The following is a 21,867-nucleotide window of genomic DNA, read 5'->3' as shown; positions in this document are numbered from 1 at the left end:
GCATCCCCCTGCCGACGAGCCAGCGACATCGTAGGAAATTTACTATGACGGACCTTGGGAATCGACAAATCACGCTTCTTTACTCCGTGTTACCGGATGCGGCGCGGCTGAGGTAAAAAACCTATATTTTTCAATACTTAGAACGAATGAGGCCCGCCGTTTGTGACGGCGGGCTTTGTGTCAGTCTTGCAACGCTGTGACGATCAGTTCGCCTGACGCCGCAAAAAGGCGGGGATTTCGAGCTGATCCTCGTCGGATAGGGCGCGCGGCTGGGGTGCTGGGCGGGCCGCCGACTCGGCAGCCATACGGCGCGGCGTGGGAGCCGGCTCCTGATGACGCGGCTCGCTTGCGCGGGTTTCGCCAAAGCCGCCCTCGTCCTCTTCACGGCGCGACAGGCCCGTGGTCAGACGACGAAGAAGACCCATCGGACCGCGCTCGTCCGCCGGATAATCGGCAGCCTGTGCCCGGTTCTCGATCTCCGCCTTCACCACGCTCGGGAAGTCCTCGATCTGGGGCATGCGGCCCGTCGGTGCCTGAGGCGCACGGGCGACGGGAGCCGCCTGAGGCTTCGGCTGGGCCGGCGTCACCTGAGCGATCTCAGCCGCGAGCGCTGCGGTGAAATCGTCGTCCATGTCGATGTTCTCGTCGCTGGCCTGCGGACGCGGCGCCGGGCCGGGACGCTGGGCGGTCGCGGCCGGGGCTTCAGCGCGGGCAGCCGGCACCTGGGGCATCGGCGTGCGGGCGGGCTGGGGCGCGGCGGCCGCGGGCTGAGCGGCGGCCGGACGTGGCGCGGTCTGGGCGACGGCCGGCTGAACCGGCTCGGCCTTCGCCATTTCCACTTTGTCGATGCCGGTCGCGACGACCGAGACGCGAATGACGCCTTCGAGATTCTCGTCGAAGGTCGCGCCGAGGATGATGTTGGCCTCCTGGTCGACTTCCTCGCGGATGCGGGTCGCCGCCTCGTCCACCTCAAAGAGCGTGAGATCGCGTCCGCCGGTGATGGAGATCAGAAGGCCGCGCGCGCCCTTCATCGAGGTCTCGTCGAGAAGCGGATTGGCAATGGCCGCTTCGGCCGCCGCCAGAGCGCGGTTCTCGCCGGAGGCCTCGCCCGTGCCCATCATCGCCTTGCCCATCTCGCGCATCACCGAACGCACGTCGGCGAAGTCGAGATTGATCAGGCCTTCCTTGACCATCAGGTCGGTGATGCAGGCAACGCCGGAATAAAGGACCTGATCGGCCATGCCGAAGGCGTCGGCAAAGGTCGTCTTGTCATTGGCGATGCGGAAGAGATTCTGGTTCGGAATGACGATCAGCGTGTCGACATTCTTCTGCAGCTCTTCGATGCCCTGCTCGGCGATGCGCATGCGGCGCATGCCCTCGAAATGGAAGGGCTTGGTGACAACGCCGACAGTCAGGATGCCCTTCTCGCGCGCCGCGCGGGCAACCACCGGGGCCGCGCCCGTGCCGGTTCCGCCGCCCATGCCGGCGGTGACGAAGCACATATGCGAGCCGAGGAGGTGATCGCAGATCTCGTCAATCGACTCTTCGGCCGCCGCACGCCCGACTTCAGGCTGAGAGCCAGCGCCGAGACCCTCGGTGACGGCGACGCCCATCTGGATCAGCCGCTCGGCCTTGGAGGAGCGCAGCGCCTGGGCGTCCGTGTTGGCGATGACGAATTCGACACCCTCGAGGCCGGCATTGATCATGTTGTTGACGGCGTTGCAGCCGCCGCCGCCAACGCCGAACACCGTGATGCGGGGCTTCAGTTCGGTGATGTCGGGCTTGTTGAGGGTAATGCTCATTGCCTTTTTCCTCTTTACCAATTTCCGAGGCCGTTTTGCCGCGCGGCCTGCCCATGTCTCTTTTTGGTCGAGCGACGCGCGGCACGCGCCGTTTTCTTCTTGCCGGGCCTTCGACGTCGAAAGGCCCGGAAACTCAGATGCTTCGCTTCAGCCAGGTTCCGAACCGGCCGGCGCGTGTCGACTGATCGAGCATGCGCGCGGCGAACGAGGGCTGGGCGACGGCTTCACGATGGACCACCTGCGGATAGATCAGGAGGCCGACAGCGGCCGCGAAGGCCGGGCTTTTATTGGAGGGGCTCAGCCCCGAAACGCCCACCGGGCGCCCCAGCCGCACATTGCGCTGCAGGATCGTGCGCGCCGTGTCGGGAAGGCCCGCGAGCTGGCTCGCCCCACCGGTGAGAACCACGCGCTTGCCGATCACATGGCCGAGGCCAGAGGCGGCAAGGCGATCGCGCACCAGCTCCAAAATCTCCTCGACACGGGGTCGGACGATCTTGGCGACGACCGAGCGGGACACGGTAACCGGCATATCGGCACCGTCCTCGCCGAGCGTCGGGATGGTGATCGGCTCGCCATCGTCGGACAGACCCGCCAGGGTCGAACCGTGAACCACCTTCAGGCGCTCGGCATCGGCCGGCCGGATCGACAGGCCGCGCGCCAGATCCATGGTGATGTGCTGACCGCCGATTGCCACCTGGTCGGCATAGACGAAGCGCGAATTCTGGAAGATTGCGATCGTCGTCGTGCCGCCACCCATGTCGATGGCGGCCGAGCCCATCACGGCCTCGTCCTCGACCAGGGTCGAGAGCGCCGAGGCATAAGGCGTCGCGACGAAAGCCTCGACCACCAGATGCGCCCGGTTGATCGCCGTCTCCAGATTGCGGAGCGGCGCTTCTTCGGCCGTCAGCACATGGATGTCGGCCGAAAGCGTCGAGCCCATCATGCCGATCGCATTGTCCATGCCGCCATCGCCGTCCACGGCGAGGTCGATCGGCACCGAATGCAGGGCGAGACGGGACGGATCGAAGTCGATCCTGGCTGCTTGGGATGTGACGAAGGCGACGTCGGAGGCACCAATCTCCGCAATCGGCTGCATCGAAGCCTTTCCGCGATAGCTTTTGAGGCGCCCTGCCGTCAGCGACACGACGAGCGATTCGACGGTGAGACCCGCAGCGCGCTCGGCTGCGTCGACGGTCGCCCGGATCGCTTGCGCTGCGGCTTCCAGATCGACAACCGTGCCGGATTTGATGCCGCGCGAACGCTGATGGCCGACGCCAATTACCTCGATGAGATGGGTGCGCTCGGGCAGAACCTCACTCTCAAGGCGCGGACGAAGCCGCGCGATGAGACAGGTCATCTTCTCCGAGCCGACATCGAGCACCGACACCACCTGGGTCCGGCGGGGCGAGATCGGCTTCAGCCGAGGCAGATCGTTCCGGGTACGAAAGAACAAACTCATGCCGGATTGTCCTTCTTCCGGCGCTTAAGCATCTTTTCGCGCTCTTCGAGGGCCGCATTGCGCCGCGCCAATGCGTCTGGCGTCAGCTTGATCACGATGCGGTCGTCGAGGCGCATGTCGACGGATGCGATATCGCGCGACAACAAGCCCTGTTCGCGGTCCATACGCTCAATCTCCGCCAACGCCTCGACCGGCTCGCTTTCGGGAAGACGAATCGTCACGCCGTTTTCAAGGCGCAAGTCCCAGCGCCGGTCCGCGACCCGAATATAGGCCTTCACCCTTGCGCGAAGCTCGGGAACGACCTCCATTTCATCAATAAGATGAGCTGCTTCGCGCGGCGCGCCGACGCCCACGATGACGGGAAGATCGGCAAAGCGGCCGGGCGTGAAGGGCACGATCTCCCGTCCCTCGCGATCGACGATCACGAAGTCTCCGCCGCGCTGCCAGATGGCATAGGGGCGATGCTCCATGAGTTCGATCCGCACCCGGTCGGGATAGTATTTGGTGATCGCCGCGCGCTCGACCCAGGGCATTGCCTCGATCGCATTGCGAGCCGCAGTCGGATCAAGACTGACGAGGCTTTGCGAGCCCGTCCCCCAGAGCGTCTGGAGGATGTCGATCTCCGACGTCTCGTCATTGCCGGAGACCTCGATCTTGTCGATCGAGAAGCCGAATGGCGTGGCAAGCGCATCGACGAAGCCGGTCGTGTGGCCGCCCAGCGTCATGCCATAGAGGCCGGTGCCACCGAGAACGACGATCGCCAGCGAGCGAAAACGCGGCAGCGGCCAGCCGGCCAGCCGGTGGTGCAGATTTCCAATCCGCCCCGAAAGACGCCGCGCTTGCGCCAGAAGCGGGCGCAGCCGATCTTGGCCTGATGTCGCGTTCAGCGGTCGCATGACGCATCCTCCACCATCCAGGTGAGAAGCTCGCCGAAGCTATGGCCGGCCGCGCGCGCAATGTCCGGAACGAGAGAGACGGGGGTCATGCCGGGCTGGGTATTGATCTCCAGCCAGGCGATCTCGCCCTGCTCGGAAAACCGGTCGTCGTAACGAAAGTCCGAGCGGGACACGCCCCGGCATCCGACCGCCTTATGGGCCGCAAGCGACCATTCCTGAATCTTTCGAGCCACGACCGGCGGAAGGGCGGCCGGCACGATATGGATCGAACCGCCATCCGAATATTTCGAATCATAGTCGTAGAAGGCAAAGCCCTCGGTCGTGATCTCGCAGACATCGAGCGCGACGTCGCCCATGACCGCGCAGGTCAGCTCTCGGCCATGAACGAAGCGCTCGACGAGAACCATGTCGCCGAACGGCCAGTCGGCGGCATAGAGTTGTTGCGGGGGCTGGGACTGGTCCTCGCGCACGATCAGAACGCCGAAGCTCGACCCTTCCGCCACCGGCTTGACGACATATGGCGGCGTAAAGGGATGCTTTCTGGCGACGTCGAGACGATGCATGACGCGCCCCTCGGCAACCGGAACGCCGGCCGCCTTCGCGACGATCTTGGCGCGCTGCTTGTCCATGGCGAGCGCCGAAGCGAGCACGCCGGAATGGGTATAGGGAATGCGCAGGAATTCGAGGATGCCCTGGATACGCCCGTCCTCGCCGCCCGGACCATGCAGGGCGTTGAAGGCGACGTCCGGCTGCATCTCGGCCAGCGTCTTGGCGATGTCGGCGTCCACGTCGACGCGCAGGACCTTATAGCCCTCCGCTTCGAGCGCGTCCGCGCAGGCATTGCCGGAGCGCAAGCTCACAGGCCGCTCCGCCGACAAACCGCCCATCAATACAGCCACAGTCTTGGCCATCGGTTACCGAACCCTCATCAATTTGGGTTTTCGGCACCATCGCGCGGATTTCGTTAATCGAAGGTTAAAGGCTCAAATGTCTGGAAAGACATTCGCAAGGTTCACGGCTTCGTGCGCGGCGAGTGCGTGAAATCGGTCACGCTTTTCCGCAGGGCGTGAACCCTTTGGAAAGGCAGGAATGATCCATCCTGAACGTGATTCGGCGCCTTTCCAGTCATTCTGCCCTTGCAAACGGGATGACCGCACAGATCTCGCCGCGCGCGACCGCATCTTCATAACGTTCGTAAAAAGAGAGAGGCGGTGGCACTCAGGCGGACGCCACGAGGTCGGATATCACCGGCAACAGCGAGACGACGAGGAGAGCGGCCATGGCCCAATTGAAGGCCCGCCGCCGCTTGGTACTCGACAGGAAGCGCTTGAGCCAAGCCCCTCCCAGCATCCAGGCCGAGGAGAACGGCGTGCCAGCGATCAGGAAAATCGCGGCGATGAGAAAAGCTTCCGTCACCGGATCGGGTGCACCCAGGCCGTAGGTGACCGTGGCGCCAGTCGCCATGATCCAGGCCTTCGGATTGATCCATTGAAAGAGTGCCGCCTCGATAAAGGTGATCGGTCGGCCCTTAATGGCCGTATCCTTTGCCGTTTCAGCCGTCGCGATCCGAAAAGCAAGATAGAGAAGATAGACGATGCCGCCGATCCTGAGCGCGATCTCGAAGATCGGAAACTGCAACAAGGTCGCACCGAGCCCGGCAGCGACCGTGAAGATCATCAGAGCAAAACCGAGATTGACGCCCGCGAGATGGGGCAAGGAGCGACGAATCCCGAAATTCGCGCCCGATGCGAGCAGCATCGCGTTGTTCGGTCCCGGCGTCCCGACAGCGACAATGGCAAACAGGGTCAGCGGAAGGAGTTGCTCGGGCATCGACAAAGATCCTGGTCGCGTTTCAGCCCCTTAAGACGAGGCCTCAAGCTCCGGGCTTAAGCGCCGAGAAACGGCCTCACAATCCGATTTTCCGAGAAGTCGCCAATCCGCTTGATCTCCCATTCCAGAGAGATGCCGCTGGTTTCGCGAACGCGTTTGCGGACGGTCTCGCCGAGCGTCTCAAGATCATAGGCCGTGGCCGAACCGGTATTGAACATGAAATTGCAATGGAGTTCGGACATCTGAGCGCCGCCCACCATCAGCCCGCGGCATCCGGCCTTGTCGATCTCCTTCCAGGCGGAGGTTCCCTCTGGGTTCTTGAAGGTCGAACCGCCGGTCTTTTCGCGCACGGGCTGGACCGTTTCGCGATGGTGCTGGACCTCGTCCATCTTGGCGCGGATCTCGTCTCGATCGGCCGGGACGCCTTCGAAGATCGCATGGGTGAAGATCAAATCGCCGGGCGCCGCCGAATGGCGATAGGCATAGCCCATGTCGTCCAAGGACAGCACATGGCGTTCGCCGCGCCGGTCGACGGCGTGAACCTCGACGACCCGTTCCCGGGTTTCAACACCGTTCGCCCCGGCATTCATGCGCAAAGCGCCGCCAATCGAGCCGGGAATGCCATGATAGAAATGAAAGCCGCCGAGGCCCGCCTCCAGCGCGAGCGCGGCAAGCCGCTTGTCGGGACAGGCGGCGCCGGCCTGAAGCTGCCTATCAGACAGCTGCTTTGCCTCGCCGAAGCCCTTGGCGGAAAGCCGGATGACGACGCCTTGAATTCCGCCGTCGCGCACGAGAAGGTTCGAGCCGATCCCGACGACGCGCACCGGCACCTCTTCGGGAAGCGCGGCGAGAAAGGTCGCCAGATCGTCCGCATCGGCGGGCATGAACATGATTTCGGCCGGACCGCCGACCCGGAACCAGGTCACTTTGTCCATGCCGGCCTGTTCGGTGAGGCGCCCCCTCACCTCCTTGAGCCTGTCGCCGAGCCGAGCGAGCAAGGTCGTCTGTTCGCCTGCCATCTTCAAAGGTCCTTGCCGCGCAGCTTGGCGAGGTCCTTGGGCAGCGCATAGGCCCATTGGGTGATCGAGCCGGCGCCCAGAAGGATCACGATATCGCCCTCGCCCGCCAGGCGATCGACGAGCTCCGCCAGCTCTTCCGGTCCGTCGATGAGACGGGCATCGCGGTGGCCACCGAGCTTGATCCGCTCGACCAGCATTTCGGAATTGACGAATTCGATCGGCTCTTCGCCGGCGGCGTAGACGGGGGCGATGATCACCGTATCCGCGTCGTTGAAACAGGAGGCGAAGTCGGGGAACAAGGCCTGGAGCCGCGTGTAGCGATGGGGCTGGACGACGGCGATCACCCGGCCATGGGCCGACGAGCGCGCAGCCGCGAGCACCGAGCGAATTTCGACCGGGTGGTGGCCGTAATCGTCATAAATCGAGACGCCGTCCACCGTGCCAGTATGGGTGAAGCGGCGCTTGACCCCGCCAAAGCCTGCGAGACCCTTCTTGATATCGTCGGGCGAGAGGCCGAGCCGATCGGCGACGGCGATGGCGGCGGTCGCGTTGGAGACGTTGTGGCGCCCGGGCATGGGCAGAGAGAGATCGTCGATCCGAACTTCGGTACCCTTCACCCGGTCGCGCAAAGTGACGGCGAAGCTGGAACGGCCCGGCTCGAAGGAGACGTCGTGGAAGCGCACATCGGCCTGGGGGTTCTCGCCATAGGTGATGACGCGCCGATCCTCGATCTCCGCGACCACCGTCTGCACCACCGGATGGTCGATGCACATAACGGCAAAGCCGTAGAAGGGCACGTTCTCGACGAAGTCGCGAAAGGCTTCCTTCACACGCTCGAAAGTGCCGTAATGGTCGAGATGCTCGGGATCGATATTGGTGACGACCGCGACATCGGCCGGCAGCTTCAAGAAGGTCCCATCCGATTCGTCCGCTTCGACGACCATCCAGTCGCCCGCGCCCATGCGCGCATTGGTGCCATAGGCGTTGATGATGCCGCCATTGACCACGGTCGGATCGAGCCCGCCCGCATCGAGCAGCGTCGCCACCATCGAGGTCGTCGTGGTCTTGCCATGGGTGCCGCCGATGGCGATCGCCTGGCGGAAACGCATCAGCTCGGCCAGCATCTCGGCCCGCCGCACGATCGGCAGGAGACGCTCGCGCGCGGCGGCAAGCTCGGGATTGCTGCGCTTGATCGCGGTCGAGACGACGACGACCTCCGCCGCGCCCAGATTGGCCGCGTCATGACCGATCGCCACATGGACGCCCTTTTCCCGCAGGCGGGTGACATTGGCGTTCTCGGCCTGGTCGGACCCTTGGACGGTATAGCCGAGATTGACGAGCACTTCGGCAATGCCGCTCATCCCAATGCCGCCGATACCAATGAAATGGACCGGCCCGATATTCGGCGGCATTTTCATCGTCGTTTCCCCTTCGACGTCTTGCGAGCAGAGCGATCAATCCGATGTCGCGAGATGCTCTCGATTCTTTGGACGACGCGCCGAGCGGGCGAATGGACCGGTTGCGGCTTCCCGCCCGGCGCATCGAACAATCAACTGGGTGTTCAAGCGGTTCGCGGCATAGCTTCAACCAGATCGGCAAGCAAGCCGGCGGCGTCCGGCCGGCCCGTTCGCTTGGCCGCAGCCGCCATCGCCTCGGCCTTGGCCGGCTCGGTGGCGATATCGGTCACGAGTTCGGCAAGCCGTTCAGGCGACAGGTCCTGCTGGCGCACCACCAAAGCCCCACCTTCCCGCTCCAGCCGCGCGGCATTCGCCGCCTGATCGTGGTCGAGTGCGTAAGGATAAGGAACGAGGATCGCGGGCCGGCCGATCACCGCGATCTCGGAGACCGTCGATGCGCCCGACCGGCTGACCACGAGATGTGCCTCGCCGATGCGCTTTGCCATGTCGGTGAAGAAGGGCGCGACCTCGGCGGCGATGCCGTGCTCGCCATAGAAAGCTCGCACGCGCTCTTCGTCGTCTGCGCGGGCTTGCTGGGTCACGACCAGCCGGGCCCGCAACGCTTCCGGCAACAGCTCGATCGCCTTCGGCATCGCGTCGGAAAAGAACTGCGCGCCCTGACTGCCACCAAAGACGACGAGACGGAACGGCTCGCTCTCGCCTGGCGCCTTATAGGGCGTTTCGGCGGCCTTGAGCACAGGACCTCGCACCGGATTGCCGGTCACCACGATCTTCGATCGGACGGTCTCCTCGACCTTTTCCTGCTCGATGCCGACGGCGATGCGATCGACGCGGCGAGCGAGCATCTTGTTCGCCCGGCCCATGACGGCATTCTGTTCGTGGATCACGGTCGGCCGCCCGGCGCGGGTCGCTGCCATCAGCGGCGGAACAGTCGGATAGCCGCCAAAGCCGACGACCACATCTGGCCGAATGCGGCGCACCAATGCACCCGCCTCGCGAAAGCCGCGCCAGAGGGTCCACAAGGTGGCCGCGATCTTGATCGGGTTCTTGGAGGAGAGGGTCGCCGACCGGATCGTGTGGATCGCCTCGCCGGGGAAGGTCGCGGTGAAACGCCCGACCCGGTCGTCGGTCGCCAGATGGACCACATGCCCGCGCCGGATCAGCTCATGCGCCAAGGCTTCGGCGGGAAAGAGATGACCGCCGGTGCCCCCGGCGGAGAGAAGAATAGTGCTCATGGGGGGTCCCGGTAACGGGCGATGATGTCGGCAATGGGATCGTTCGCGGCGCCGGGGACCGTCACATGGATGTGGTTAAGTTTCGCTTACGGTTGCGCGACCCGAAGCGCGATTGATCGCGTCCCCGCGCTCCTGAGCCGCACGGGCATGGGCTTTGGCGGTGATTTTCTTTCCGTCTCGCAAAACCCAGAGAGCAATCAAAACCGCACTGACGGGCGTGAAGAGCACCGCGATCGCAACTTGAAGATAACTCATCGGTCCAGATCCTTCAGTGACCGTCGCGCTGCCCAATGTATGACCGGGCTTGCCCCAACGCAAACGATCGCGATGGCAAAGGCGATCCAAAAGTTCTGTTTTCCGCTAATGAGAATCGACGACGGCAGCGACAGACCCCCGACGAGAAAGACACCGATCGCGATCCCGCTCAGATAGGTCGCCCGGAGCTTGATCTGCTCGCGTTCCGCCTCGGTCTTTTGGCGCGGAGCGAGACCCTCATCGCCCGACGCCTCCGTCTCCAGAGCGCCTCCCTCCCTCAAAGCCACCATCCCCATCAAACCCCGTGGAGCAGCGTCGTCCTCTCCAGAAGCTTGTCCGTATAAGACCGGTTCTCCGGCCGCTTTCGGGTCAACGCCAGAACGAAGCCCGCCGAAATCGCAATCGCGATCATCGAGGAGCCGCCATAGGAGATGAAGGGCAGCGTCATGCCCTTGGCCGGCATCAGCTGCAGATTGACCGCCATGTTGATGATCGATTGGAGGCCGAAGATGAAGACGAGGCCGGAAATGGCGAGGCGCGTGAAGACATCGCGCTGGTTGAGGGCCACCGACAGGGCGCGCAGGACGATGAAGGCGAAGATCGTCGCCAGCAACATGCAGGTGAGGATACCGAATTCCTCGGCGATGACGGCGAAGGCGAAGTCGGTATGGCTGTCCGGCAGGAGGCGCTTGACCGTGCCCTCGCCCGGTCCCTGGCCCATCCAGCCGCCATGGAGGATGGCGTCGCGCGCCGTATCGGTCTGATAGGTGTCGCCTTCGCCCGTCCAGAACCGATCGATGCGGCTCGCCACATGATCGAAGGCCTCATAGGCGAAGGCCGCGCCGGCAAGGCCGACGGCGCCAAGGACCACGATCCACATCCAGGGCATGCCCGCCATGAAGAAAAGACCGCCCCATGCGGCTGAGACCAGGATCGTCTGTCCGAGATCGGGCTGGGCGACGAGAAGCGCAACGACGACAAGAAGCAGGATCAGGGCGAAGAGGTTGCCGGGAATGTCCGGCCTTCGGGCCTTCTCGGCAAAGAGAAAGGCGCAGATGACCACGAAGGCGGGCTTCATGAATTCCGAAGGCTGAATGCCCAACGGACCGAAATCGATCCAGCGCCGCGCGCCCTTGATCTCGGTCCCGATGAAGAGGGTCAGGATCATCATGACGACGGAAACGCCGAGAAGGATGAAGGCCGCCCGTCTGACCCCTCGCGGCGTCAGCAGCGAGCAGGCGAACATGACCATCGCCGACGGCACCAGGAACAGCGCGTGGCGCTTGACGAAGTGGAACGGTTCGAGGCCGATCCGCTCGGCGACCGGCGGGCTCGCGGCAAAGGACAGCATCACCCCGCCGACCAGGAGCACCAGAAAGGCGGTGAGCAGCCAGTAATCGAGCCCGCGCCACCAGTCCGCGACCGCGATGCGTTTAGCGGAAGTTCCCGCCATGACTAACCCTTTCCGATCACGTCGATGCCGGGCAGCGCGCGAACGAGCGCCCGAAACGCGTCGCCGCGAACTTCGAAATTCCGGTACTGATCGAAACTCGCACAGGCCGGAGACAGAAGGACGACAGCTTCGGCACCAGCTGTGGCGGCATCGGCCGCAGCGCTTGCAACCGCATTCTCTAATACTGCCGAAATTTCGTAAGGAATTCGTTCACCAATCGACGCGGAAAAGGCAGGCGCCGCCTCGCCGATCAGATAGGCTTTGGCGATGCGCGGAAAGAAGCCTTCAAGCGAGGCGATGCCACCCTCTTTAGGCAGGCCGCCAGCGATCCAATAAATCCGCTCGAAGGCCGCAAGCGCGGTCGCGGCCGCATCCGCATTGGTCGCCTTGGAATCGTTGACGAAGAGAACCGGACCCAACCGGCCAACCTCTTCCATCCGATGGGCAAGCCCCGGAAAGCTCGTCAGACCCGCCTCGATCTCCGCGTCCGAAAGCCCGGTCAGCGTGAGCGCCGCGACCGCGGCGGCGGCGTTTTGCCCGTTGTGGCGGCCGCGCAAGGAGCCGATCCCCGAGAGATCGAAAACCGCATCGCAAAAGCCGTCCATTGAGCGAACGACGCGCGCGCCGTCAAAGCCGACACCGTCATCGAGACGGCTCTGCCCGCTGATCCGCACGACCGTCTTGCCGGCACCGTCGAGCCGGTCGGCAATGGTGCGGCAATAAGTATCGTCGACGCCGATCACCGCCGCCTCGCTACCTGCCACCAGTCGCGCCTTCACCGAAGCGTAGTGCTCCATGGTTCCGTGGCGGTCGAGATGGTCGGGTGTCAGATTGAGAAGTATGCCTACCGAAGGGCGGAGCGTCGGCGCGAGGTCGATCTGATAGGAGGAACATTCCACCACATAGTGGCGTTCCGGCGCCGGTTCGGCGAGGGTCAGGACAGGCACGCCGATATTGCCGCCGAGTTGCGTGTCACGGCCCGATGCCCGGATGCAGTGGGCAATCAGAGCCGTCGTCGTCGACTTGCCATTTGTGCCGGTGATGGCGACGAACGGCGCGGACGGCGCTTTCGCCCCTCGCTCGCGCCCGAAGATTTCGACATCGCCGATGATGTCTGCGCCTGCCGCATGGGCGAGATCGACCGTCCAATGGGGCTTGGGATGGGTCAAGGGAACGCCCGGCGCCAGAACCAGACATTCGACCCTGCTCCAGTCGATCTCGCGAAGATCGCCAGTCGGGATTCCCTCCTCGCTCGCCGCCGAGACAGAAGCCGGATTGTCGTCGAAGGCACACAGATCGGCGCCCGCCTCAGCGAGCGCGCGCGCCGTCGCCCGGCCCGACCCGCCAAGGCCGAACAGCGCGACCCGTTTCCCCGCAAAACTGTCCGCCTTCATGGGTCCTACCGCAGCTTCAGGGTCGAGAGGCCGACGAAAGCCAGCATGAAGGCGATGATCCAGAAGCGGATCACGACCTGGCTTTCGGTCCAGCCGAGCTTCTCGAAATGATGATGAATGGGCGCCATCAGGAACACGCGCTTGCCGGTCATCTTGAACCAGCCGACCTGAATAATGACCGAGAGGGCTTCGATGACGAAAAGCCCGCCGATGATGGCTAGCACGATTTCGTGCTTGGTCGCGACCGCGATCGCGCCGGTCATGCCGCCAAGGGCAAGCGAGCCGGTATCGCCCATGAAGATCGCCGCCGGCGGGGCATTGAACCAGAGAAAGCCGAGGCCGGCGCCGATCACCGCGCCGCAAAGAGGCGCGAGTTCGCCGGTTCCGGCCACATAATGGATCTGCAGGTAATTGGAGAAATTCACGTTGCCCGAGAGATAGGCGATCAGACCGAAAGCGGCCGCCGCGATCATGATCGGCACGATCGCGAGGCCGTCGAGGCCGTCGGTCAGGTTCACCGCATTGCCGGCCCCGACGATGACGACGGCGGCGAAGGCCACATAGAACCAGCCAAGATCGAGCAGCAATTCCTTGATGAAGGGGAAGGCCAGCGAGGTCGAGAAACTCCCCTCGCCCGACGCCACGATCAAGGTTACGGCAAGCGCCGCGATGATGAATTCGAGCGCCAGGCGCGAGCGGCCGGAAAAGCCCTTGTCGCTTTGCTTGGTCACTTTCAGATAGTCGTCATAAAAGCCGATCGCGCCGAAGCCGACCGTGACGAGAAGCACCGTCCACACATAGATATTGCGAAGATCGGCCCAGATCATGGTCGAGACGAGAACCCCCGACAGGATCATCAACCCGCCCATGGTCGGGGTGCCGGCCTTCTTGAAATGGGTCTGCGGACCATCGGCGCGGATCGGCTGACCCTTGCCCTGGCGCAGGCGCAAGGCGGCGATGATCGCCGGCCCGAAGAGGAAAACGGTGATGAACCCCGTGATCATCGCCGCGCCGGTGCGGAAGGTGATGTAGCGAAAGACGTTGAAGATCGCGATCTGATCGGCGAACTCCCCCAGATAGGCGATCATCGGGACGGGCTCTCCTGGTTCTCGTCGGTTTCAGCCGCGCTCGGCTCGCTCGCTTCCATCGGCTCCGGAATGGCCGGAGCCTCTTCGTCTTCGGCGCCGAAACGGCCGCGAAGCGTCTCGACGACCTTTTCGAGACCAATGCTGCGCGATCCCTTGACGACGATCGCATCGCCGGCCCGCATATACGCCATCAGATCATCGGCGACACCGGCGACGTCTTCATGCCAAGACGCCGAGAGCTTGCCCGCGACCGCTTCGTCGAGCGCCTTCATCTCCTCGCCGACCATGAACAGCTTGTCGATGCCGGCGGCCTCGATCGGCTCGGCGAGTTCCACATGCATGGCTTGGCTGTGACCGCCCAGCTCCTTCATGTCGCCCAGGACCGCTATTTTGCGCCCGCCCTCGCCGAGCGGGGTACGCGCGATGGTGTCGAGGGCGGCGCGCATCGAGGCCGGATTGGCGTTATAGCTGTCGTCCAGGAGCGTCACCCTGCCGCCGCCCGGCATTGTCAGGCTATGGCGCTCGCCGCGTCCCTTGACCGCCCGCCAGTTCGACAGGCGCTCGGCAACAGCGGGGACATCCGCCCCAAGAATGTCCGCCGAGCCGAGCACGGCGAGAATGTTCTGAGCGATATGACGGCCGCCCATGGCGAGATGGAGCGCCACCGGCTTTTCGCCGATGACCGCCTCCACGCGCGCGCCCTCGCCGTCGGAGTCAAACGAGACCAACCGGAAGTCAGCGCCTGGCGCCTCGCCGAAGGTGCGCACATCGCTGACGCCGGCCGCACGTGCGGCACCGGCAAGCCGCATGCATTTCGGATCGTCGGCATTCACAAGCGCCGTGCCGCCCGGCACGATGCCCTCGAAGATTTCCGCCTTGGCATCGGCGATGCCGTCGAGATCCTTGAAATGGCCGAGATGGGCGGGCGCGATCAGCGTCACCATCGCTGCATGGGGGCGAACCAGCTTGACGAGCGGCCGAATCTCGTCGGGATGATTCATGCCGATCTCGAAGACGGCAAAGCGCGCATCGGCCGGCAGCCGGGCAAGGCTCAGCGGCACGCCCCAATGATTGTTGAAGGAGGCCGCGCTCGCATGGACGGTCCCGCAGGCCGAGAGCCCGTGGCGCAGCGCCTCCTTGGTCGTCGTCTTGCCGACGCTCCCCGTGACCGCGACGATCCGGGCACGGGCCCTTGCGCGCGCCGCCTGTGCGAGCCGTCCAAGAGCCGCCAGAACGTCGTCGACGACGAGCATGGGCGACTGGACCCGGCCGAGAGCGGCGAGCTTTCGCTCCGAGACCACATGCAGCGCGGACCCCGCCTTGGACGCCGCCGTCAGGAAGTCGTGCCCGTCGAAACGGTCACCGGTGATGGCGAAGAATGCCTCGCCGCGCTCTAGTGTGCGCGTATCGATCGAGATGCCCGTAACCCCTTCGGGAAGGGGACCGCCCATAGGGCGGGCTCGCATGGCCTCGATCAGGATATCGGTTTCCCAGAGCCATTCGGTCATCGGCCAGCCTCCGCAATGGCAGCGCGCACTTCCGCATGATCGCTGAAGGGATGAACGGTGCCGGCGATCGTCTGGCCGGTCTCGTGCCCCTTGCCGGCGACGACCACGGTATCGCCAGCCCGCGATTGGGCGATCGCAGTGCGGATCGCCTGGCGACGGTCGCCGATCTCTGTCGCATTCGCGGCAGCCGCCATGATGGCGGCGCGGATCGTGGCCGGCTCCTCAGAGCGGGGATTGTCGTCGGTGACGATCGCGACATCGGCGAGCCTCGACGCAATCTCGCCCATCATCGGGCGCTTGGCCTTGTCGCGGTCGCCGCCGCAGCCAAAGACGACGATCACACGGCCTGTCGTGAAGGGCCGCACGGCAGCCAGCACATTTTCGAGCGCTTCGGGCTTATGGGCATAATCCACGAAAACCGGGACGCCTTGCGATGTCATGCCCGCCTTTTCGAGACGACCGGCCGCGCCTTTCAAATGCTCCAACGCTTCGAGCGCCTCGACCGCCGACACACCGGTCGCGATCGCAAGGCCCGCGGCGACGAGCGCATTGGCCATCTGGAATTCGCCTGCGAGCGGTAAGACGATCCGATGGATCGAACCGTCGACCGCGATCTCGGCGATCTGGCGATCGCGCTCATGTTCGAGGCGCTTCAATGTGAGGAGAGAACCATTGCGGCCGACGGTGAGCACTTTCGCACCGGAGCCTGACGCCACTTCGATCGCTCGGCCACTCCAGCGATCGTCGGAATAGATGACAGCCGGCGCTCCCTTGGGAAGAAGACGGGTTAAGAGGCCCATCTTCGCCGTGAAATAGCTTTCGACATCCGGGTGATAGTCGAGATGGTCATGGCCGAGATTTGTGAAGGCGGCAGCTGCGAGGCGCACGCCGTCGAGCCGACTTTGATCAAGTCCGTGGCTGGAGGCTTCCATCGCGGCATGGGTCACGCCTTCACCCGCAAGCGAAGCCATCAGCCGGGCGAGATCGACGGGATCGGGCGTAGTCAGGCTGCCATAGTCATTCCGCGTCGGCGAAACGACGCCGGTCGTGCCGATGGACGCCGCCTGTTTGCCGGCCGTCGTCCAGATCTGGCGAACGAAGGAGGCGACGGATGTCTTGCCGGCCGTGCCCGTGACCGCGACGACGGTGTCGGGCTGAGCGCCGAAAAAGCGCGCCGCCATTTGCGCACCCGTGCGGCGGGGATCGGCGCTGACGATGGTGGGGACGCTGACTTCCCCAGCTGCCGCGGCAGCAAGAATGGCGACGGCACCGCGCTCGGCCGCGTCCTTCACAAAACGCGAACCGTCGGTTTTGGCTCCAGGAACCGCCACGAAGAGAAAACCAGGTTCGACCTTCCGCGAATCGAGGGTCAGCCCCGTCACCTCAGGGTCCGGACCTTCCGGACAATCCGCCAATCCACGTGCGAGTTCGCTCAGTTTCATCAAAGTCTCGTCCGGGCTCGTCGCGGCCAGCCGACAGGCGGCACCGCGAAGGGAGAAGTTCGCGGCAGCCTCTTACAGCATCACGCCGAAATTCAGAATCCCAATGCCGTTTTATCTCGCGCAACGTTCCGACGATGGGCCGGCGTCGATCGTCGTTTCGCCAAGTCCTGTTCGATGTGCAACAAACCGGCCTGATCAGCCATGACGCGACAGGCGCACTCCGCGCGAATTCGCATCGTCTCTCGCGCGAGGACAGCACCGCGCAAGGTCCAGGCTTCGGCAAGCCGCCTGCCGGGGCCTGTTCGGTCCCGGCACCGCGCCATCTGAGACGATCAATAGGAGACGAGCAGCGCCTTGCCTTCCGGGTCGAATTTCGGACGAACCTTCAAGAGGGCTGCGCAGCGACGGATGATGGCACCGACCGTCGGCGCGGCGTTCATGCCGGCCGTCGCATAATGCTGGCCCTCCTCGGGCTTCGGCTCATCGACGACGACCAGGACGACATAGCGCGGCTTGTCCATGGGAAATGCCGAGAGAAAGGCATTGAAGCGCTTGTTGCCGACATAGCGACCATTGATGACCTTCTCGGCTGTGCCGGTCTTGCCACCCACCTGATATCCCTTGACTTCGGCCCGGTTACCCGAGCCGCGCTGATCGGCGACATTGAGGCGAAAGAGATAGCGCATGTCGTCACTGGTCTTTTCCGAGACGACCCGCGTTGCGACGGCATCCGCCTCTTCTTTGGTGCGCGGCAGGAATGTCGGCGGAATGAGCTTGCCGCCATTGACGAGGGCAGCCGCGGCCACCGCCGTCTGCAGGGGCGTGGTCGAGACGCCGTGTCCGAAGGAGATCGTCACCGAATTCAGAAGCTTCCACTCCTTCGGCTGGGTCGGGTGGGCAACCTCGGGGAGCTCGGTCTGCATTCGCGTCAGGAGGCCGAGGCGGGTCAGGAACTCCTGATGCCCTGCGATACCCACCGCCTCGGCTTCTTTGGCCGAGCCGATATTGGAGGAATAGATGAAGACCTCGGGCAGGGTCAGAACACGCCGCTTTCCGTGGAAGTCGTTGATCGTGAAGCCGCCCATACGGATCGGACGCGACGCGTCGAAGGTCGAATTCAGATTCATCTTTTCTGAATCGAGCGCCATCGCGGTCGTAAAGGTCTTGAAGGTCGAGCCCATCTCATAAAGGCCGGCCGACATGCGGTTCATACGGTCCTTGTCGAGCGCCTGGGCCGGATCGTTCGGATCGTAGTCCGGTAGCGAAGTCATCGCGACGACTTCGCCGGTCTCGACATCAAGAACGACACCGCCGGCCGCGATCGCCTTGTAGCGCTTCATCGCCGCCGCAAGCTCGTCGCGGACGATATGCTGCACGCGCAAATCGATCGACAGCTTGACCGGCTCGAGCTCGGTATTGATGGCAAGGCCGGTATCCTGCAGAGCCATATAGCCCTGGTCGTCGATATATTTCTCCATGCCGGCAATGCCTTGATTGTCGACATTGACATGGCCGGTCACGAAGCCGGCGGTCGAACCACCGGGATAAAAGCGGCGCTGTTCGGTTCGAAAGCCGATGCCCGGAATGCCAAGATCGAGAATGGCCTGCTGCTGGCCAGGCGTCAGCTCACGGCGCAGCCACACAAAACCGGCTTTGGAGGCCAGGCGGCGATAGAGCCATTTCGGATCGAAATCCGGCAGCACCGTCAGAAGCAGTTCGCTCGCTTCGTCGGCATCGACGATGCGGCGCGGCTCGGCGAACAGGGACGCGGTGCGGATGTCGGTCGCCAGGATTTCGCCGTTCCGATCGACGAGATCCGGGCGCGAGGCCATGATCCGGTCGCCGGCGGCAATGCTGAAGCTGTTGTCCGTTTGTGCCGCGCCCCACTGAACAAGGCGACCACCGATCGCGGCATAGACGCAGAAGAACAGGCCAATCGCGATGACAAAGCGGTTCTTGTTGCGGGGCGGCGCAGTCAAGCGAGAGGGCGCGGGAGCGGCGCCGACTTGCCGACCGGGTTTGGAGGTTCCGCCACGCAGATAAGACTTGGGGAATCGCATCAGCGCACCATTGCGGTCGTATTGGAGGCGACGTCTTCGCTCTCGCCGGCACCATCAAGAACTGGCGCGACGGCGGGAGCGGGTAATTCGTCGGGTTCGATGATCTGTTCGGGCTTCAAGGGCTCGAGCTGCAATTCGGCCTGATAGGCCTCGGCCAGGCGCTGCAGGCGCGACGGCTGCACGAGGAGCGTCAGGTCGGCCGACAGGATGGCCATGGCCTCCTTCTGCGACTTGATCTGCCGCTCGACGGCGAAGAGCTGGTTCTCCAGCGCCTCCGCCTCGTGCTTGATCTTGTAGGTCCAGCCGGCCGCTGCCAGCATCACCGCGATCATGACGACTTCCAGTGTCTTGAACATCGTTCGCTCAGAGCCTCTCAATGTCGGCGAGAGCCGGGAGGCCGGCGAAGGAAAGCGGATCATTGGTGGTGCGGGCGGGGGCTTCCAGCCGCGTGCCCAATCTGAGCTTCGCCGAGCGCGCCCTCGGATTGACGGCGGCTTCCGCGTCGCTCGCACCGATGGCGCGGTTGCGGGCCTCGAAGGTCGGCACGACCGTAATCACGTCGGGAAGATGGCGTGAACCACCGCCGCTCGACGAACGATCCTGAAAGAAGCGCTTGACGATGCGGTCTTCCAAAGAATGGAAGGAGACAACGACGAGACGACCGCCCGGCTTCAGAAGCGTCTCGGCGGCAACGAGCGCTCGCGCGAGCTCACCGAGCTCGTCATTGACGAAAATGCGCAGAGCCTGAAAGCTGCGTGTGGCCGGATCGATCTTGTCCTTTGGCGAGCGCCCAACCGCCTTGCCGATGACGCGAGACAGATCGAGCGTGCGCGAAAAGGGCTCTTCCTCCCGGCGATCGACGATCGCACGTGCGGCCCGCCCGGCGTGACGCTCTTCGCCCAGAAAATTGAAAATGCGCGCCAAATCGCCGACGGACAATGTGTTGACCACATCCGCAGCACTCGGTCCCTCGCGCCCCATCCGCATGTCGAGCGGGCCATCCTTCTGGAAGGAGAAGCCGCGCTCGGCCTCGTCGAGCTGCATGGACGAAACGCCGATGTCGAGCACGACACCGTCGAGGGAGCCGGCACGATCGGCCAGAAGTTCGCCCATTGCGCCGAAACGCCCATGGACGGGCGTTAGCCGCCCTTCGAATCCCTCCGCCATCGACCACGCCGCCTCGATCGCGGACGGATCGCGGTCGATCGCAATCACATCGGCGCCGCGATCCAGGATCGCACGGCTGTAGCCGCCGGCCCCGAAGGTGCCGTCAACGACGATCTCGCCCGGCTTCGGGTCGAGATGATCGAGAACTTCGGCGAGAAGCACCGGGATATGCCGGGTCGGTCCGCCAATGGCAGGGTCCTCGGTCCCGCCATGACCCGTCATTGCCCTGGGGTCCCCGCCGATCCCGTGGTTCCCCGCCGCATCTCCGACTGTCGCTTGCGCAGCTCGGCCAGATGGGCCTCGAAATTCTCCGGACGCCAGAGCTGGAAACTGTGCCTCAGACCGACAAAGGTCACCCGGTCCTCGATACCGGTATGCTCGCGGATGAAATCCGTGACCATGATGCGCCCCTCGGAATCGGTCTTCAGATAGGCTCCGTCGCCATAGGCCAGGATCATAAGATCTTGATATTCCGGCGAGAACGGATCCAGCTTCTCCATCTCCTTCTCGAACCTGTCCATCAGTTCGGGCCCACCAACATCCATGACCGGTTGGTCCAGATTGCGCATGGCGAACAGTTCGCGAATTCCACGCGATGCGATCACCTGCCGGAAGGCAGCGGGGATCGAGACGCGTCCCTTGGAATCCACGTTGTGGACGTAGTTCGAGAGAAACCGGTCCATCAGTCAGGCAAAGCCCCTGCCCGACCGGTTTCGACGACATTTCCCCTCCCTTCGCGACGCATGGCACGCCTACTCCGTTCGCAGACTGGAACGATCTGCGCTCAAGACGCCCGAACGGACGGGACGCGCTCCTAGGTTGTTCGAAACGGAGGCTTTTTCGCCCCCCGGAAGATGACTTAGGGGATATCATGGGACCCCATGGGCGTCAATGGGAAGAGGCCTCGCGGAGACTGTCTCTCCACGGTCGCACCAGCTTGCCGCATGAGCGGTTAAAGGCCCGTTAACATTGACAAATTCTTGAAGGGTCGCGCGTCGCCCCATACCCTCCCATGTCGACGATCGGAGGCATTCAAAGCCCGGCGCAGCAAGGCGTTGGCGAGGATTGGACGGCGCGGATGGAGGAGGGCGTCGATGGCTAAAAACTTTTCCGCACCGCCGCAGACGCGCTGTGGGAAAGAGAGCTCGGAGCAAGGCCGCGTGCGTTCGAGATGACCCCTGTCAGGGGGCCGTCGAAGAGTCTGGCAAAGGACTGTTTGTGTTCGCAAATCCCGGCATTTCCGAAGATGCCGGCTTCGATCGCCGATGCGACCTGCGGTAAGCCTCACGCGCTGTGGATAAACCCTGTGGAAATGGGGAGAAGATGATGTCAGCCGGCCTGTAAGCCGGGTTCTGTCCGCAGCGCCAAGCGCCGCTGGGCGACCATTCCTCTGGGACGGCTCTTGCGAGACGCCTCGAGCAACCAACCCGGACGACTGGCCCGGAGACAGGCTGACCGCACCCGCACATGCGCGCAAAGCCGATCGCGTCGTCCCTATTCGGTTTTGCTCCCGGTGGGGTTTGCCCTGCCGTCGCCGTTACCGGAGACGCGGTGGGCTCTTACCCCACCGTTTCACCCTTACCCCGCCAACACTGCGGCTCGTCTTGAGGCGCCTTTTCGCGCCGTCGAGCCGCACTATAGGCGGGGCGGTCTGTTTTCTGTGGCACTGTCCCTAGGGTTTCCCCCGCCGGACGTTATCCGGCACCGTTTCTCCGTGGAGCCCGGACTTTCCTCTCCCGCCGCCTTTCGGCATTGGTCGGGAGCGGCCGCCCGGCCGGCTGACCCGCCCCGTCTGCGGGGGATGGGCCGCCATGTCAATCATGATCGCCGCGAAAAAGACC

At 64.0% G+C, this 21,867-nt stretch carries 18 protein-coding genes and 1 other RNA gene; all 19 read right to left on the bottom strand.

Annotated features, from left to right (window positions below):
- Positions 1-203: 203 nt before the first annotated feature.
- Positions 204-1,802 carry a cell division protein FtsZ gene (gene ftsZ / locus B9A15_RS06830; protein WP_084409299.1) on the bottom strand — a complete coding sequence of 533 codons (1,599 nt, stop codon included), beginning with the start codon at positions 1,800-1,802 and terminating at the stop codon, positions 204-206.
- Between the two features lie 133 nt (positions 1,803-1,935).
- Positions 1,936-3,261 (bottom strand): cell division protein FtsA, encoded by a 1,326-nt coding sequence (ftsA, locus tag B9A15_RS06825; protein ID WP_084409298.1) that lies wholly within the window; start codon positions 3,259-3,261, stop codon positions 1,936-1,938.
- Positions 3,258-4,157, bottom strand: a complete 900-nt coding sequence (locus B9A15_RS06820; protein ID WP_084409297.1) for a cell division protein FtsQ/DivIB — start codon at positions 4,155-4,157, stop codon at positions 3,258-3,260. The genes ftsA and B9A15_RS06820 overlap by 4 nt, the downstream gene beginning before the upstream one ends.
- Positions 4,145-5,068, bottom strand: a complete 924-nt coding sequence (locus B9A15_RS06815; protein WP_084409296.1) for a D-alanine--D-alanine ligase — start codon at positions 5,066-5,068, stop codon at positions 4,145-4,147. Before B9A15_RS06815 ends, B9A15_RS06820 begins: the two co-directional genes overlap by 13 nt.
- A 307-nt stretch (positions 5,069-5,375) precedes the next feature.
- Positions 5,376-5,987, bottom strand: a complete 612-nt coding sequence (locus tag B9A15_RS06810; protein WP_084409295.1) for a LysE family translocator — start codon at positions 5,985-5,987, stop codon at positions 5,376-5,378.
- Between the two features lie 56 nt (positions 5,988-6,043).
- Entirely contained in the window at positions 6,044-7,006 is a 963-nt protein-coding gene (murB, locus tag B9A15_RS06805; protein WP_084409294.1) for a UDP-N-acetylmuramate dehydrogenase, read from the bottom strand.
- A 2-nt stretch (positions 7,007-7,008) separates the two neighbouring features.
- Entirely contained in the window at positions 7,009-8,424 is a 1,416-nt protein-coding gene (murC, locus tag B9A15_RS06800) for a UDP-N-acetylmuramate--L-alanine ligase (protein ID WP_084409293.1), read from the bottom strand.
- A 143-nt stretch (positions 8,425-8,567) separates the two neighbouring features.
- Entirely contained in the window at positions 8,568-9,659 is a 1,092-nt protein-coding gene (gene murG, locus B9A15_RS06795; RefSeq protein WP_084409292.1) for an undecaprenyldiphospho-muramoylpentapeptide beta-N-acetylglucosaminyltransferase, read from the bottom strand.
- Between the two features lie 251 nt (positions 9,660-9,910).
- A complete protein-coding gene (locus tag B9A15_RS06785) occupies positions 9,911-10,204 on the bottom strand; it encodes a hypothetical protein (RefSeq protein WP_139798245.1) in 294 nt (97 codons plus the stop codon).
- A 5-nt stretch (positions 10,205-10,209) separates the two neighbouring features.
- Positions 10,210-11,367 (bottom strand): putative lipid II flippase FtsW, encoded by a 1,158-nt coding sequence (gene ftsW, locus B9A15_RS06780; protein WP_084409289.1) that lies wholly within the window; start codon positions 11,365-11,367, stop codon positions 10,210-10,212.
- A gap of 2 nt (positions 11,368-11,369) precedes the next feature.
- Positions 11,370-12,761 carry a UDP-N-acetylmuramoyl-L-alanine--D-glutamate ligase gene (gene murD, locus B9A15_RS06775; RefSeq protein WP_084409288.1) on the bottom strand — a complete coding sequence of 464 codons (1,392 nt, stop codon included), beginning with the start codon at positions 12,759-12,761 and terminating at the stop codon, positions 11,370-11,372.
- 5 nt (positions 12,762-12,766) lie between these two features.
- Entirely contained in the window at positions 12,767-13,849 is a 1,083-nt protein-coding gene (mraY, locus tag B9A15_RS06770; protein ID WP_084409287.1) for a phospho-N-acetylmuramoyl-pentapeptide-transferase, read from the bottom strand.
- Positions 13,846-15,357, bottom strand: coding sequence for a UDP-N-acetylmuramoylalanyl-D-glutamyl-2,6-diaminopimelate--D-alanyl-D-alanine ligase (locus B9A15_RS06765; protein ID WP_084409286.1), 1,512 nt, complete (start codon positions 15,355-15,357; stop codon positions 13,846-13,848). The genes mraY and B9A15_RS06765 overlap by 4 nt, the downstream gene beginning before the upstream one ends.
- A complete protein-coding gene (locus B9A15_RS06760) occupies positions 15,354-16,799 on the bottom strand; it encodes a UDP-N-acetylmuramoyl-L-alanyl-D-glutamate--2,6-diaminopimelate ligase (protein WP_084409285.1) in 1,446 nt (481 codons plus the stop codon). Before B9A15_RS06760 ends, B9A15_RS06765 begins: the two co-directional genes overlap by 4 nt.
- 332 nt (positions 16,800-17,131) lie before the next feature.
- The gene (locus B9A15_RS06755) at positions 17,132-18,859 is read right to left on the bottom strand and encodes a peptidoglycan D,D-transpeptidase FtsI family protein (protein ID WP_084409284.1); all 1,728 of its coding nucleotides are present in this window, start codon (positions 18,857-18,859) and stop codon (positions 17,132-17,134) included.
- Positions 18,859-19,215, bottom strand: coding sequence for a cell division protein FtsL (gene ftsL, locus B9A15_RS06750; protein WP_084409283.1), 357 nt, complete (start codon positions 19,213-19,215; stop codon positions 18,859-18,861). Before ftsL ends, B9A15_RS06755 begins: the two co-directional genes overlap by 1 nt.
- A gap of 7 nt (positions 19,216-19,222) precedes the next feature.
- Positions 19,223-20,248 (bottom strand): 16S rRNA (cytosine(1402)-N(4))-methyltransferase RsmH, encoded by a 1,026-nt coding sequence (rsmH, locus tag B9A15_RS06745; protein WP_084409282.1) that lies wholly within the window; start codon positions 20,246-20,248, stop codon positions 19,223-19,225.
- On the bottom strand, positions 20,245-20,709 hold the full coding sequence (mraZ, locus tag B9A15_RS06740; RefSeq protein ID WP_084409281.1) for a division/cell wall cluster transcriptional repressor MraZ: 465 nt from the start codon (positions 20,707-20,709) through the stop codon (positions 20,245-20,247). The genes rsmH and mraZ overlap by 4 nt, the downstream gene beginning before the upstream one ends.
- A 642-nt stretch (positions 20,710-21,351) precedes the next feature.
- Positions 21,352-21,808, bottom strand: an RNA gene (rnpB, locus tag B9A15_RS06735) — RNase P RNA component class A.
- Positions 21,809-21,867 lie beyond the last annotated feature (59 nt).

It is taken from the genome of Fulvimarina manganoxydans (assembly GCF_900176465.1).
Lineage (GTDB): Bacteria > Pseudomonadota > Alphaproteobacteria > Rhizobiales > Rhizobiaceae > Fulvimarina > Fulvimarina manganoxydans.
Note: the sequence above shows the minus strand (reverse complement) of the source record. Positions and strands in the feature narration are given on the sequence as shown.